Origin of the sequence: Clostridium sp. 'White wine YQ', assembly GCF_028728205.1 — a bacterium.
Classification (GTDB): Bacteria; Bacillota; Clostridia; order Clostridiales; family Clostridiaceae; genus Clostridium_T.
The window spans coordinates 389,044-404,177 of sequence record NZ_JAQYUU010000001.1; the positions used below are offsets into that span (position 1 = coordinate 389,044).

Below are 15,134 nucleotides of genomic sequence, written 5' to 3' on the forward strand. Positions count from 1 at the left end.
TTATATATTAAAAATGGTATGAGTACATAATAATTGAGCAAAATAACATTAAAAGGAGGAGTACAAATGAAAAAAATAGTATCAACTTTACTTATAATATCAATATCGTCCAGTTTTTTTCTTGGATGTAAAAAGCAAACTCTTAGCGCTGATGATAATATTAAGATTTTGATGGAAGAAAATAAAATTACCACCCCAGAAAATATAAATAAATTAATTGAAGGATATAAGCAGAAAAACTCAAAGATAAAGGTAGATATTATTAGTAAGTCTAATATTTATGGGAGTTTAAAAAATAAAGAAGTTGAACCAGATATAGTGATTTCCTCAAGGGATACATTTATTGACATTGCTGAAGATAACAATTTTAGATTTATTGATGAAATATTTGAACAAGAAAAATTCAGTGATAATTTTAATAATATCAATAGATCTAGTGGAAGAGTTAATGATAGATACTATGGTCTAGGATTATTTCCATATACCTTTGACTTTATATATAATCCTGATGCACTAGGGAAGCTTGGTATAAAAGTTCCACAGAATTCTCAAGAAGCTTTAGGCTTATTAAAAAAGTTTAGAGATAGCAATATACAGATTCCATATATATTACCAAAGGATATTACAGTGGAGTTAGCTTTATCTACATATATTGCAAATTACCTTTTGCTACCTAGTGAATTAAGGGAAAGCTATAAATCAGGTAAAGAGGATTATCAGAAAATAACCAAAATGGAAACCTTGTTTAGTACAATGAAATCCTTTGTTGATAGTGGTTATTTTAATAAAGGGTTATTTAAAGAGACATCTATCGATGGAATAAAAGAACTAGAAAAAGGCAGCATACCTATTATATTTGGAACATCATACCTTTCAAAAAATATTAATGAAAATAGTCCACTTAGAAGTTATTCAAATATAAATCTAAGTGAAAATATTAACTATTCACCAACTGGAATAAGTGCAATGGTTTCTCTATATGCTAATGGGAAAAATAAAGAAGGTGGCAGAAAATTTATAGATTATTTAATGAAAGAGGAAGCATATGAAACCCTATCAAAAGAAGGTATAATAACAGGTAATAAGTCATTAGATGAAAAGCTTAAGGGAACGCGAGCAGAAATGGCTTTAGAGCTTAAAAATGCAAATGAAAATAATTTATTCTACTTTTATAATTTGCCTTCAAAATATGTGGAACTAATAAAAAATAAATTGAACGAAATAAGTTCAGGAAAATATTCTGGAGAAGCTTGGAAAGAAGTTATAGATGCAGCTAATAAATCATAAGTAGAATAAAAAAATAAAGCTACCAGGTAGCTTTATTTTTGTTGGCAATCATCACAAACGCCATAAAAATATACTTTGTTTGAGAAGACTTTATATTTTGAATGTTTTTCAGCTTCAACATTTAGAGAAGTAAGATCTAATTCAGAAAGATCATCTACTCTAGTACAATTAATACATTGAACATGAGGATGTTCTGAAACTGTACCATCATATCTAAAGTTTCCCTCTCCAACATTTATTTCTTGAACCAAGCCTACTTCAACTAAAGTCTTTAATGCTTTGTAAACAGTTGCAAGGCTCATAGTTGGGTATTCAGTTTGAAGTGCTTTATAAATTACTTCAGCAGAAGGGTGCTCCTTTGTTCCTTTAAGATATTTATAAACTGCAATTCTTTGGGGAGTAAGCTTTAGTTTCTTTTCTTTAAAAATAGCGGTTATATTATCCATTTTCACCATCCTCGTATATTAATACCTAAAGTATAAAATAATAATTCTCCTTTGTCAATAGTTATTGATTAATAATGAGTGTGTATTTTTATTAAATACAGAAAATTTACAAAAAAACTATTGAATTATATCTAGTATTTTGGTAGAATGAACCTAGAGGTTGTTAAACAATTAACAATGCTTAAAATTCCATGTTCATTTTATTTCATTTTTCTTGAGAACAGTTTTTTCTGTTCTTTTATTTTTTATCTAAAAGTAGATAATAATATAAACGTGGTCTTTACAAAAGAAATAGGAGGCAATATTTATGGCTAAGTATAAGGTTGGAGATGAATTAATAATAGTCAAAGATCCTAAAAAGGAAACAAAAAAACTAAAGGAATTAACATATCTTAAATATGAGAATGAGTTTGCTCAAATGTCATGGGGATTAAAAATAATAGATGTGGAATATGATAAGCCAAATGTTACTCTTACTTATAGTAATGTTGATGGAGAAACTAATAAAGTTTTTGCAGTTTGTAATGATATTGAAAATTTTGATCAAGAAAAGGTTCTTGAAAAAGCTCTTTTAAAGGCATTCCAAAATGAGATTATAAATATATCGGTAGTAAAAAACAAGAAAATCAAGTAATTAATGGAAAAATATACAAAAATAATTACGAAAATCTTAAATTTTAACCTATAAATAACAAAAATTTACTCATTTAGCTTTATTTTAATTATACTTTGGATTATAATGGTGTTATTATGTAGATATCCTTTACATCTGGGGGGGAGTTTATGAGTCAATGTCCATTTTGGTCAGTTAACGGAGAAAAATTTGCATGTTATTCTGAATGTCCTATGAGTGCTGGGGCAAAAGAGAATGAAATATGTCCATTTAAAGAATTTTCTACAGCTAAAACAATATCGTTGAAAGATATTGATAGCTACGGTTATGATGAAGAATTTACGCTTTTTCATTTACCTAAATTATCTGCATATAAATAAAAAGGATGATAATTCATCCTTTTTTCATTTATAAATATTAGAATATTTATGAAGTAAACTTTGCTTTAGAGTCCATAGGTTTTCAGATAAATCAACATAATAAGTATGAGGATTTTCAAATCTAAGTACCTCAGGCCATAATTTTTCGGTTTCTCTTGCAGCAAATTCTTTTATATCCATTACAGATGGAGAATCATATACGCATTTTCCATTGTCAAAAATTTGAGTCATCATATCTTTTACATAAAAATTAGTTATTTTCTTTCTCTTCCAGGTATGAATTGGATGGAAAATCTCTAGTGGCTCATTTTCATCTATTATTTCATTATTAAGTGTAATTAAATCCGCTATTGCCATATGAGAATCTTTATCAAAAATTCTGTATAACTTTTTAAAACCTGGATTTGTAATCTTTTCATTGTTCTCACTTATTTTAATCTTAGGTATTATACTATTTTCACTATCTATAGCAACTAGCTTGTATACTCCTCCAAAAACGGGTTCACTTTTAGCTGTAATAAGTCTTTCACCTACTCCAAAGCTATCAATAGTTGCACCTTGCTTTAAAACATCACTAATAATATACTCATCTAAAGAATTTGAGATAATTATATTACAGTCAGAATAACCTGCATCATCAAGCATCTTTCTACATTTCTTAGTTAAATAAGTTATATCACCAGAGTCAATTCTTATACCTTTAGGTCTATATCCCATTGGAGTAAGTATTTCATCAAATACTTTTATAGCATTTGGAATTCCAGACTTAGTAACATTATATGTATCAACTAGGAATACAGCATTATCAGGGTATGTTTCAGCCCAAGCTTTAAATGCATCATATTCAGTAGGGAACAACTGAACCCAACTGTGAGCCATGGTTCCAGTTGCAGGAATGTTAAATAGTTGCTCTGAGATTGTACATGCAGTAGAAACGCATCCACCAATTAAAGCAGCTCTAGCCCCGTAAATAGCTCCATCATAACCTTGAGCTCTTCTAGAACCTAATTCAATTACAGGTTTACCATTAGCAGCTCTGCATATTCTATTAGCCTTAGTTGCAATTAATGTTTGATGATTAATTGTAAGAAGCACCATAGTTTCAACAAATTGAGCTTGAATAACTGGACCTTTAACAGTAACTAGTGGTTCATTTGGGAAAACAGGGTTTCCTTCAGGTACAGCCCAAACATCACATGAAAATTTGAAGTCTTTTAAATATTGAAGAAATTCTTCCGTGAAAATATTTTTACTTCTTAAATAATCAATATCTTCACTTGTGAATTTTAGATTTTTAAAATAATGAAGCAGTTGTTCAACACCAGCCATGATACAATAACCACCGCCATCAGGAACACGTCTAAAGAACATATCAAAATAAGCTATTTGATCCTTTAAGTTATTATTAAAGTAACCATTTCCCATAGTTAGCTCATAAAAATCCACAAGCATAGTAAGATTTCTTTCGTCTCTAACATCAAAGAATTCTGTCATAATAATACCGCCTTTATGTAAAATATTATAAAATTATTGTAACCTTATTAATTAATTATTACAATGGGGATAGTTGTTTTTAATTATGAAACTTGATATTATTTATAGATAAAAATTAAAAGTTCAAGTTTGTGTCAATAATTAATGAATATAGGAAAGCTAGTAATTAAGGGGATAACATGTCATATAAATTAGATAAATTTCAAAACGAAGCAGTAAAAGCAAAAAGTAGAAATACATTAATTGTTGCAGCTCCAGGAAGTGGAAAAACAACAGTAATAATAAATAGAGTCAAGCATTTATTAGAAGAGTTAAAGGTTAATTCAAACAATATATTTGTTATAACATTCACAAAGGCAGCAGCTAATAATATGAAGGATAGATTCTCAAGGGATAATTCTAATCTTAAGGCTCCTTTCTTTGGAACTTTTCATGGATTATTTTATAAACTTCTAATGAGACACTTAGGGAGCATTAATATAATTTCTACTAGTGAATCCTATAAAATAGTAGAAAATACCTTGAAAGTTTATATTGATGAAATTTCTGAAGACAAAGTAAAAGAAATGCTAAATGAGATTTCTAGATTTAAAACCTCTCTTGGAGAATATAAAATAGATGATATTATAACAAATAAATGCATTGAGAACTATGAAGGCTATAAGATGGAAAAGAATCTTATGGACTTTGATGATTTGCAGATTGAGATGTATAAACTACTTTCAGAGGATAAAAAGGTACTTGAATATTACTCAAATGGACTTAAGTATATCCTAGTAGATGAATTTCAAGATTGTGACCTTATACAATTAAAAATCTTAAAATTATTAAATAGTAGTAATTCCCTATTCTGCGTTGGGGATGAAGATCAATGTATATATGGTTTTAGAGGCTCAAGACCAGAGTGTATGGTTAATTTTAAAGAGGAATTTGGAGGAGAGAAGGTTTATTTGTCCTATAACTATAGAAGTGTATCCAATATAGTTAAGCTTTCAAAGAACTTAATTAAAAATAACCTAGAGAGAAATCCAAAGGAAATTATAAATTACAGGGGAGAAGAAGGAAATATTAATATATCTAAGCCTTATAATGAAAAATTTCAAGGGGAGGATATAGTAAACAGCATAGTAAAAAAGAATGGTCAAGGGATTCCACTAAATAATAATGTAATTCTTTATAGAACTAATATAGAATCTAGAAGTATAAGTGATGAACTTATAGCAAGAAAAATACCCTTTAGATTTTTAGATAAGGAGTATAACTTCTTTGAACACTTTATATGCAAAGATATATTAGCCTATTTAAAACTATCTATAGATCCCTATGATAGAGAAGCATTTAAAAGAATAATCAATAAGCCCTTTAGATATATAAGTAAGAATAATATAGAAAGTCTAAGCAAACTTAGGGAAAGAAGAAATGTATTTGATGACTTAATAATAAATGGAGATTTTAAAAGCTTTCAATTAAATAACTTAGAAAGACTAAAAAAAGATATATCATATTTAAATAAATTATCACTCCCCTCAGCAGTAGACACTGTACTTAATGACCTTGAGTATAGAGAATACCTAAGAGAATATGGTGAAAAGTTTAGGGTAGCAAGTGATGACTTTGAAAGAATAATTGAGGAATTTAGAACTATAGTTTTAGATTTTAAAAGCATAACAACGCTGCTTGTGCATGTAGAAGAGGTAAAAGAAAAGTTATCTAATAAAGAGAGAGACTTTAAAGAAGATGGGGTCCTCCTTAGTACAATACATGGAGTAAAAGGAATGGAGTTTGAGAATGTATATATTCTAAACTGCTGTGAAGAGGTAATCCCCCATGCAAACGCAACAGACATAGAAGAGGAAAGAAGATTATTTTATGTAGCCATTACCAGAGCTATAAATAATCTAAATATATATGCACCCAAAACCTTAAGAGGAAGATTTACAGAAACATCTCCCTTTATAAAAGAGCTTGAATTTAAAGGTGAACCGGAAGAAAAAAGCAAGCTAAATAAAGGTGATAAGATATTTCACAAAAGTCATGGTGAAGGGGAAATAGTATCCTTAAAAGATGACGTAGTTGAGATAGAATTTGAAGATGGAGTAAAGAGAAAGTTCTCCTTAAGTATATTGTTTTTAAATAGACTTATAGAGGTGAAGGAATAAATAAAAATCATGAATGGTTTAAGAGAAATCTTAAGCTGTTCATGATTTTTTTTTGTTAGTGGGATAAAAGAAGAAATTAGTTAGATCTATATTAAATTTTTAATAAAATAATTGGGGAGGGTAGATAAATATAAATTTATTGTTTAGAACTTGTAGAAATTTGATGAACGAAACTAATCATACAGCAAAGGATAGGCATGGGAATATGTGGAAGTATATAGTGCTGGATAAGTAATGCTTTACAATAAAAAAATAAGGGGGATTTTTATGAAAGGTAGTATTAAGAAGATCGCTGGGTTTCTTGTTGTAGCTTTTTTATTTACAATGGTTCCAATTACAGCAAAAGCAGAGGAAAAGACTCCAGCATCAGCAGCAGAAACAGGTATTTCCACTAATGAAGAAACACAAATAAAAGAAGCTTCTGTAGTAAAGGAATTAGAAGATAAAAGAGAAGAAAATAAAAAGTACTTTTTGATGGATGATGGCACATATCAAGCAGTTATGTACAATGAGCCTGTACACTACTTAAAGGATGGTAAGTGGGAGGATATAGATAATACATTGGTTGATGCATCTGAAGATAAGGATGTTAATGATATGCCAGTGCAGACAGAAGATTTTATAAATGGTGCAAAGGAACAAGTAAATAAAGATTCAGTTTATACTGAAGATGAAGATGGAGAATATGCAAAGGATGAAGAAGGAGATAATAGTAGATATTATCAAAACACTGAAAATGAAATAAGCGTAAAAATAGCTAAGAATGTAAACGATAAGAAACTTGTATCCATTAAGAAAGATAACTATGAAGTATCATGGAATATAAAAGCGCCTAAAAAATCAAATGGTGAAGAAAAAGAAAGAGATATAGATAGTGAAATTGAAGAATTCACTAAAAATGATAAGTCAAAAGATAAAGAAACTAAAAAAGAAAATATAAAAAAGATTATTGCTGGTAAAAATGATTCACAGGTAGACTTCAACGAAATAAGTAATGGGGTAGATCTTCAATATTTACTCAAAGGAAAAACATTAAAAGAAAACATTGTAATAAATAAAGCAATTGATAGTAATGTCTTTAGTTTTAATTTATCACTAAAGAATTTAATACCAGAAATAAAAGATAATACAGTTAGATTTTTAGATAAGAAAACTAAACAAGAGGTATTTAACATAGTGCCTCCGGTTATGTATGATGCAAATGGAGAAAGTTCTAGTGATGTTAAAATAGATGTTAAAGAGAATAAAAAAGGGTATACCTTAACCTTAACGCCAAATAAAGAATGGATAAATGATAGCAAGAGGAAATATCCAATAGTAGTAGACCCAGACGTAACATCAACTTTATCAAGATATGATGTTATTGGTACATGGGTAGCATCAATAGATACATCTAACAAAAATGATAACTTGTTTTTAAGAGTAGGAAATGTTCCTGGAAATGTAGGAACAGCAGAAACTTATTTACAATTTAATAATTTACCCCAATTGAAAACAGGTGATATGGTTGTAGGTGCACAATTATATTTGCTTAAAGAGAGCGGATATAGTGGAACTGATGGAGAAATCGAGGCTCATAGAATATTAGTCCCATGGGATCAAAGTACATTAACCTGGTGGAATAGACCGTCAGTAGAGAATGGTAATGCAGAGTATAGAATAACAGACACTCAAAAAGTTTCAGGAGATACGTACTCTTGGGATATAACCAACATGGCTAAATATTGGTATAACTATGGCACTAATTATGGATTAATGTTAAAAAGGACAAGTCCATCCTCAGGGCATACAGCATTTCTTTCCACAGATACTTCAAATACTTATAGTGGAGGGTGGCCTCAAGTAGTTATATCATATAGAAATAATAGTGGACTTGAGAATTACTGGACATACCATTCTCAAAGTGCAGGAAGAGCTGGAACTGGGTATATTAATGATTATAATGGTAACTTAATTTTTACTCATGATGATATTACTAATACAGGAAACAGAAATCCATTAGCTATAACACATGTATATAATAGCAATGACAGAGCTTATACTTTTGGTTATGGGAATGGTTGGAGAACAAATATCAATCAAAGAGTAATAAGAGAAGTTATTAGTGGAACTCAATATTATTATTATATAGATGGAGATGGAACTAAGCACTATTTTAAATATGACTCAGCATCTAGCAGCTATAAAAGTGAGGATGGGTTAGATGTAACATTTAAGATAAATTCTGACAATTCCTATAATATTACTTATAAAGATGGCAATGATTTATATTTTGTACCTAGTGGATATATAAACAAGATAACGGACAAGAATGGGAATACAAATACTATTAACTATAATGGTATAGTATTAGATCGTATAACTGATGCTTCTGGAAGAGTGACTAAATTTGAATCAACTCCAGAAGGATATCTACTTAGTATTACAGACTTTGCTGGCAGAAAAACACAATTTATGTATGGCGGTAGTGACCTTACAAGAATTATTTATCCAGATGGAAAGATTAATTACTATTACTATGACGATAATCATAATTTAACTTACGCAATAAATTTTGATGGATTACAGCTAGCTTATGGATATAATACAGCAGCACCTTATAGAACAAGTATTGTTGAACAAACAGGAGCTGATGGAACAAGAGGCGGACAATTAACTATTAATTATGGATGTAATGAAACTAAATTTACAGACGCTAAAGGAAGAATAGAAACTTATCAGTTTAATAATTGGGGAAATACAAAAAGCATAACTGACCCTAATGGCAATGCAACTGCATATGAATATGGAGCTAAAGGAAGTAATACGTTTAATAAACTAGAGCTAGATTCAAAGCTTCAAAGCAGCAATAGAAATTATTTGAAAAATCACAGTGCAGAAACTATAAATTCTAATTGGAATCTTGGGTATTTAGGGACTTTAATTAAAGGTAGTGGAAGCTTTACTACTGAAGCAGCTTTCTTAGGTGCAAATTCATTAAAGGTTTCCAAAACTGACTATGGTGATAGAATATTCTACAATCAAAATGTTAATTTAACAAAAGGAAAAACATATGTATTTTCAGGTTATATAAAAACTACTGGAGTAACTAGTGATAAGGGTAAAGGAGCAGCCTTATTTGTAAATTATCAAGATAATACTGGTGCATGGAAAACTGTAGAAAGTAACTATGTAACTGGAACAAATGATTGGGAGAGGTATTCGGTATCCTTTACACTTCCAGCAGATTCAGCATCCAATTTAGTATATATAAGAGAAGGTCTTTTAGAAGACAAAGGAGTAGCATATTTTGATGCACTTCAACTTGAGGATGGAAATATAGAAAGTAGATATAATCTACTTGAAAATTCAGAATTTGATTATGGAGCAGTAACATCAGAAAAATGGACATATAATTTAGGCGATTCAAATGGTATTGCAACGACCGTTGATAATCGCTCTAGTTTTAGAATTAAGGGTGATATAGGTAAAATTAAAAGTGTATACCAAACTTTAAATGTATCAGGAGCAGCCAATGATTGTTTCGTTATGTCAGGGTGGGCTAAAGCAGATGCATTACCTAAAGAGTCTGGAACAGATAGATATTTTTCATTAGATCTTCAATTTAATTATACTGATGGAACATATGGATGGGTAGTAGTTGATTTTAATGATGATACAGGAAATTGGCAATTTACCTCAGGACAAGCAGTTGCTGAGAAAGCTTATAAATCTTTGATGCTCTATGGCTTGTATTATAATGAGGAAAATTATGCTTGGTTTGATAATCTACAATTATTTAAAGAAGAATTTGGACAAAGTTATGTATATGATTCTAAGGGTAATATACAATCTACTAAAGATTTATCAGGAAATGGGAGTAAGTTCGAATATAATGCCAATAATGATTTAATAACTGCGACAGATGCTAAAGACAATAAATATAGTTATACCTATGATGCAAACAGAAATGTAAAGACAGCAACAACGCCAATGAATGTAGTAGGCACTTTTGATTACGATGCTTATGGAAACCCAATAAAATCTACAGTTGGTGATACTACAACATTTATATCAGCTTCAGCTACCTATACATCAAATGGAAATTATCTAGCAACTAATACGGATGCTTTAGGGAATACAGTAAATTATAACTATGATCTTAATAAAGGTACTTTGTTAACTACAACTGATCCAAAAGGAAACACAACCACAAACACTTATGACCCTAATACTGATAGCTTAAATACAATAACAAAAAAAGTTGATGGTAAAGATGTAACTAATGGATATCAATATGTAAATGATAGACTAGATACAATAACTCATAATGGATTTAACTATAAATTTTCATATGATCCAGTGGGCAGAAATACTGGAGTAAATGTAGGAACTCAAAATCTTATAACCAATGCTTATGACCCGATTACAGGTAATTTAACTAAATCAACCTATGGAAATGGGAAAGTGATTGAAAATTTATATGATAATTTAGATAGAATAACTTCCAAGAAGGCAAATGGTTCGGAAATAGCACATTATAGTTATGATTCTAATGGAAGCCTTGGGTTACTAGAAGATAGAGTTAATAATGTAAGTTATAAGTATACCTACGATTTAGCTGATAGATTAGCTAAAGTAACAGATAGCAAAGGCAATATTTTTAGAAATGATTTTGATGCTAATAACAATGTAAGTAAACAAAGAAGTATAATAAATGGCAACACATATAGTACAGGATATAATTATGACAAAGATAATAGAATAGATACTATTACCTTAAATAGTACAAGTGAAAACGTAAAATATCATTATGATACATTAGGAAGAAATGATAGTAGAACAGTAGCCTTTGGGAATGGAAAGACTTATTTAACATCATATGGATTCAAAGCAGGAGCAAATGGTTCACAAAGTACAAGGGTAGAAAGTGTAAATAATAACGGGAGTATATTAAACTATACCTATGATAAAAATGGAAACATAGAAACTATAAGCCAAGGCACAACTCTATTACAGAAGTTTTATTATAATGAATTATCAGAGCTTATAAGAGAAGATAATAAAACATTAAATAAAACAATTGCTTATAGCTATGATGCAGGGGGAAATATAATTTCAAAAACTGAATATCCATATACAAATGGAACAATTTTAAATACTGATCCAAACAAAGACCTTGGTAATAATTTATATTATGATGGTAGTTTTGAAACAGGAAAAGTAGATTTGGGTGCAAGAGGAGGTTCAGGATATAACGCTATTGTAGGGCCTGTTTTTGATTTTAATAGCACACCTAAAACAGGTGATAAGTGCTTTTTTATGGATGGACAAGCAGGAGATAATTATATTTATTTTAATCAGTTGGTTCCAGTTATTCCAGGAAAAACATATAACATTAGTTTTTATCATAAGGAAGCAACTGGTGGAACCTATATTACGGATTCTAGTTGTATTTGGCTAAATAATGGAACATATATTCTATTTGCTAGTCAGTTAGTTTCTGATAAGGGTTGGAGAAAGTCAGAAAAGCAATGGACATGTCCTGAAGGAATTACTTCATTACAAGTAAGAGTTGGATTTATAAGTAATTCATATGCTTGGATGGCTGTAGATGATATTAAGGTTGAGGATGCAGTCGTATCTAATCCAACAGTAACTAAGGTCTATCAGTATGGGGATGCAAATTGGAAGGATAAATTAACAAGTTATAACGGAAAAGCAATAACTTATGATGCAATAGGAAATCCACTAACATATGATGGAAATACTTTTACATGGGATAGAGGAAGAACCTTAACAGGAATTACAGGCAGTGGAAAGACGATTTCATATAAGTATAATGATAGTGGAATAAGAACAGAAAAGAATGTAAGTGGAGTAGTAAGTAAGTATACACTAAATGGTGATAAGGTAGTATATGAAGAAGTAACTAATGGAAGTACAGTAGATAAGATTTACTATACCTATGATGCAAGTAGTAACCTAATAAGTATTATATTAAACGGAACAGAATATTTCTATGTAAGAAATGGACAAGGTGATATAATTGGATTAGTAGATACAAATGGAACACAAGTTGTAAGTTATAGCTATGACTCATGGGGCAAACTAGTATCAATAGATGGAACACTAAAGGATACATTAGGAGTAAAGAATCCATATAGATATAGAGGATATAGATATGATACCGAGACAGGAATGTACTATCTAAATTCAAGATACTATAGCCCTGATTGGGGAAGGTTTATTAATGCTGATGCGTTAGTAGGACAAACTGGTGATTTACTATCATGTAATATGTTTGCTTATTGCAAGAACAATCCTGTAAATGCATATGATCCTAATGGATATCAGGATATAGTTGGTACTGGTGGGGGAGGTATGGCAGGCCCTGCGTATGCTCTTGCTAGTGTTTGGGCAGCAGTAGCAATCGCAGCACCTACATTAGGAAGTGAAATTGCATCAATAATAGGTGATTTTGGATCTCAGTTAGCATCCGTGGCAAGTGATTTAATGGATCAAATAGGTAGTCATTCTAGTGGAGGTAGTAGTGGTGATCCAGGAGGAAAACCACCGAAATATACTAAAAATAATTTTAGAAATAATTTAGAGAAGGAAGTCGGAAAAGCATCTAAGGACATGATAAAACCTGAAGCACATCATATTTTCCCACAAAAGTTCATAAATGTATTTAAAAGCAAGGGAATTGATATTCACGATCCGAAATTTGGATCTTGGGTAGATAAAGCTTCACATGGCAAGTGGAGTAATCAGTACAATAAGGTATGGGATTCATTTTTAAGAAATAATCCAAGTACAGAAGAGATTTTGAATTATGGTAAAGAATTAGGTAATAGGTATGGATTTGAAGTACATTATTAGGAGGAATAAATCTTGTTCTATAGATTATTTATTGATGAAGGAAAAAGAAAAAAATATGCTTACGGAATTTTACTAAATGATTATCCTGTACAAAGAATAAATTGTGGAGTTTGTAACAGAGTATGGGATAAAGATATGTTATTAACTTTAAAACCTGAATTTGAGTTAGTGTTATCAAACGATAATTTGCCAGACTTTTTGGGTCTCTTAATACTAGATTTAATATCAGAGAAAACAAAACAAGTATTTGAAGAATCTGAGATTACAGGTTATAAACTATTCAAAACTAATTGTTTAAAAAAAGATGAAATTAGTAAAGAAAAACTAAAAAGTTTGGCTGAAGATGGATTCAATAAGAATAAAATATCTAATTTAGTACAAAATTATTATTTTCTAGACGTATCAATTGGCGCTGAATTGGATAGTAAAACTGAAATAATAGTCCAGGAATATTGTAATAGCTGCGGATATGTCAAGTATAGAACTGAAGGCAAAACATTTATAGATCCTGCTCATCCGATATATATTAAAAAAGCTTCTTGGAATGGAAATGATATTTTTAGAATAAAAGAATTGGGAAATACAATATTTTGCACACAAAAAATTGTTGATTTATGCAAAGAACATAAATTAATGGGAATAGGATTTGAGAAAATAAACTTTTGTTAATATTATTAAGATAGTGTAAATGAAAATGGACGACTTGAGAGAAATCTTAAGTTGTTCATTTTTTATTACAATCTATATAATATGCTATAATCAAAGTAAGTTTAATGTATGGAATGTTCTATAAAATTAAATATGGAAATGGCTTTATCACTATATCTCTAAGACCTCTTGTAATTCATACATGGAGTAAAGGGAATGGAGTTTGAGAATGTATATATTCTAAACTGCTGTGAAGAGGTAATCCCCCATGCAAATGCAACTGATATAATAAGAGAGAAAACATATTTAATTTGTGATTTAGGTAAGGTGAAAGTAATGAAACTTAGACAAAAGCTATTAATAGGATATATTATTATAATGTGTTTGGTCATTTCAATCGACTCTTTTTATCCAGATTTTGATTTTGATTGGAATTTTATTTTTCCAGCGGTTATATTTTTTTATACAGGAGTTTTTATGTTGATAAAAAGAAGAGAAATAAAGAAAAAATGTTATAGTTATTATAATGATGATGAATTCACAAAACTTGCTTATAAGTGGATCATTCTAGGAGTGTGGACTGTTTTATTAGCTGGACTATCCATAATTATATATGATGCATTAAAAAACATAAGATTGTAGGAAATGAAATTTAAGAATAATGAAATCGTGGATGGTTTTAAGAGAAATCTTAGGCTGTTCATGATTTTTCTTTTTATTTCGGAAAAAGCGAATTTTTATATGAGACGATAGATATGCTAGAGAAAATGAGTTAATTGGGGGTTATAAAATGGAGGGATCAAAATTCGAAGGCTTTGAAGGATATGAGCTTGATGAATATATAGAAGAACCTGAAGAAATTAAATTTCCTAAAGAAATATATATAGCATATGCAGTTTGTAGCAAGCAGTGTGGTAATGTTGAATTTATAGTTGATGGTAGTTCTCAAGTATGTCAATATTGTGGGAAAATGATGTTTAGAACTGAGGTAAAAAAATATGTCTTAAGAAATGAGCATAAATGAATATCTTAAGCTATGACTAATTAAGGAGGTTAAATGAAAAAGATAGATGTTAATAGAGCAATGCAGTTAAGTACTATAATTATACTGGCAATTGGTATGGAGCTTAAAATTTTTTCAGTAATATCCAATAATTAATTAATTGTTTGTGATGTTGTATTGGCTTCAATATACATTATATTTTTAATAATTAGATGGGTTAAAAAGAAAAATGAATAACTA

Annotated in this window: 9 protein-coding genes and 1 pseudogene; 8 read left to right on the plus strand and 2 right to left on the minus strand. The window is 29.8% G+C overall.

What is annotated here, in order from left to right:
• Nucleotides 1-66 precede the first annotated feature (66 nt).
• The gene (locus PTZ02_RS01845; protein ID WP_274226126.1) at nucleotides 67-1,287 is read left to right on the plus strand and encodes an ABC transporter substrate-binding protein; all 1,221 of its coding nucleotides are present in this window, start codon (nucleotides 67-69) and stop codon (nucleotides 1,285-1,287) included.
• A gap of 32 nt (nucleotides 1,288-1,319) precedes the next feature.
• Here the strand turns inward: PTZ02_RS01845 and PTZ02_RS01850 are convergent, their stop codons facing one another.
• Complete coding sequence (locus tag PTZ02_RS01850; protein ID WP_202767740.1) at nucleotides 1,320-1,733, minus strand: Fur family transcriptional regulator; 414 nt, start codon at nucleotides 1,731-1,733, stop codon at nucleotides 1,320-1,322.
• Between the two features lie 307 nt (nucleotides 1,734-2,040).
• On the opposite strand from PTZ02_RS01850, the gene PTZ02_RS01855 reads away from it, so the two are divergent.
• Together PTZ02_RS01855 and PTZ02_RS01860 are read left to right on the plus strand one after the other, a co-directional pair.
• Nucleotides 2,041-2,367, plus strand: a complete 327-nt coding sequence (locus PTZ02_RS01855) for a hypothetical protein (RefSeq protein WP_274226127.1) — start codon at nucleotides 2,041-2,043, stop codon at nucleotides 2,365-2,367.
• A 149-nt stretch (nucleotides 2,368-2,516) separates the two neighbouring features.
• On the plus strand, nucleotides 2,517-2,726 hold the full coding sequence (locus PTZ02_RS01860; protein ID WP_274226128.1) for a hypothetical protein: 210 nt from the start codon (nucleotides 2,517-2,519) through the stop codon (nucleotides 2,724-2,726).
• Between the two features lie 24 nt (nucleotides 2,727-2,750).
• On the opposite strand, the gene PTZ02_RS01865 is transcribed toward PTZ02_RS01860, so the two are convergent.
• On the minus strand, nucleotides 2,751-4,220 hold the full coding sequence (locus PTZ02_RS01865; protein ID WP_274226129.1) for a nicotinate phosphoribosyltransferase: 1,470 nt from the start codon (nucleotides 4,218-4,220) through the stop codon (nucleotides 2,751-2,753).
• Nucleotides 4,221-4,399: 179 nt separating this feature from the next.
• Between PTZ02_RS01865 and PTZ02_RS01870 the strand changes: the two genes are divergently transcribed.
• The 5 genes and pseudogenes from PTZ02_RS01870 to PTZ02_RS01890 all read left to right on the plus strand — a co-directional run bounded on the left by PTZ02_RS01870 (nucleotide 4,400) and on the right by PTZ02_RS01890 (nucleotide 14,915).
• The gene (locus PTZ02_RS01870) at nucleotides 4,400-6,379 is read left to right on the plus strand and encodes an ATP-dependent helicase (protein ID WP_274226130.1); all 1,980 of its coding nucleotides are present in this window, start codon (nucleotides 4,400-4,402) and stop codon (nucleotides 6,377-6,379) included.
• Between the two features lie 267 nt (nucleotides 6,380-6,646).
• Nucleotides 6,647-13,243 (plus strand): DNRLRE domain-containing protein, encoded by a 6,597-nt coding sequence (locus PTZ02_RS01875; protein WP_274226131.1) that lies wholly within the window; start codon nucleotides 6,647-6,649, stop codon nucleotides 13,241-13,243.
• 12 nt (nucleotides 13,244-13,255) lie between these two features.
• Nucleotides 13,256-13,912, plus strand: a complete 657-nt coding sequence (locus PTZ02_RS01880) for a hypothetical protein (RefSeq protein WP_274226132.1) — start codon at nucleotides 13,256-13,258, stop codon at nucleotides 13,910-13,912.
• 177 nt (nucleotides 13,913-14,089) lie between these two features.
• Nucleotides 14,090-14,176: pseudogene (locus tag PTZ02_RS19680) on the plus strand (3'-5' exonuclease); the annotation flags it as partial.
• A gap of 505 nt (nucleotides 14,177-14,681) precedes the next feature.
• Nucleotides 14,682-14,915, plus strand: coding sequence for a hypothetical protein (locus tag PTZ02_RS01890; protein ID WP_238882314.1), 234 nt, complete (start codon nucleotides 14,682-14,684; stop codon nucleotides 14,913-14,915).
• Nucleotides 14,916-15,134 lie beyond the last annotated feature (219 nt).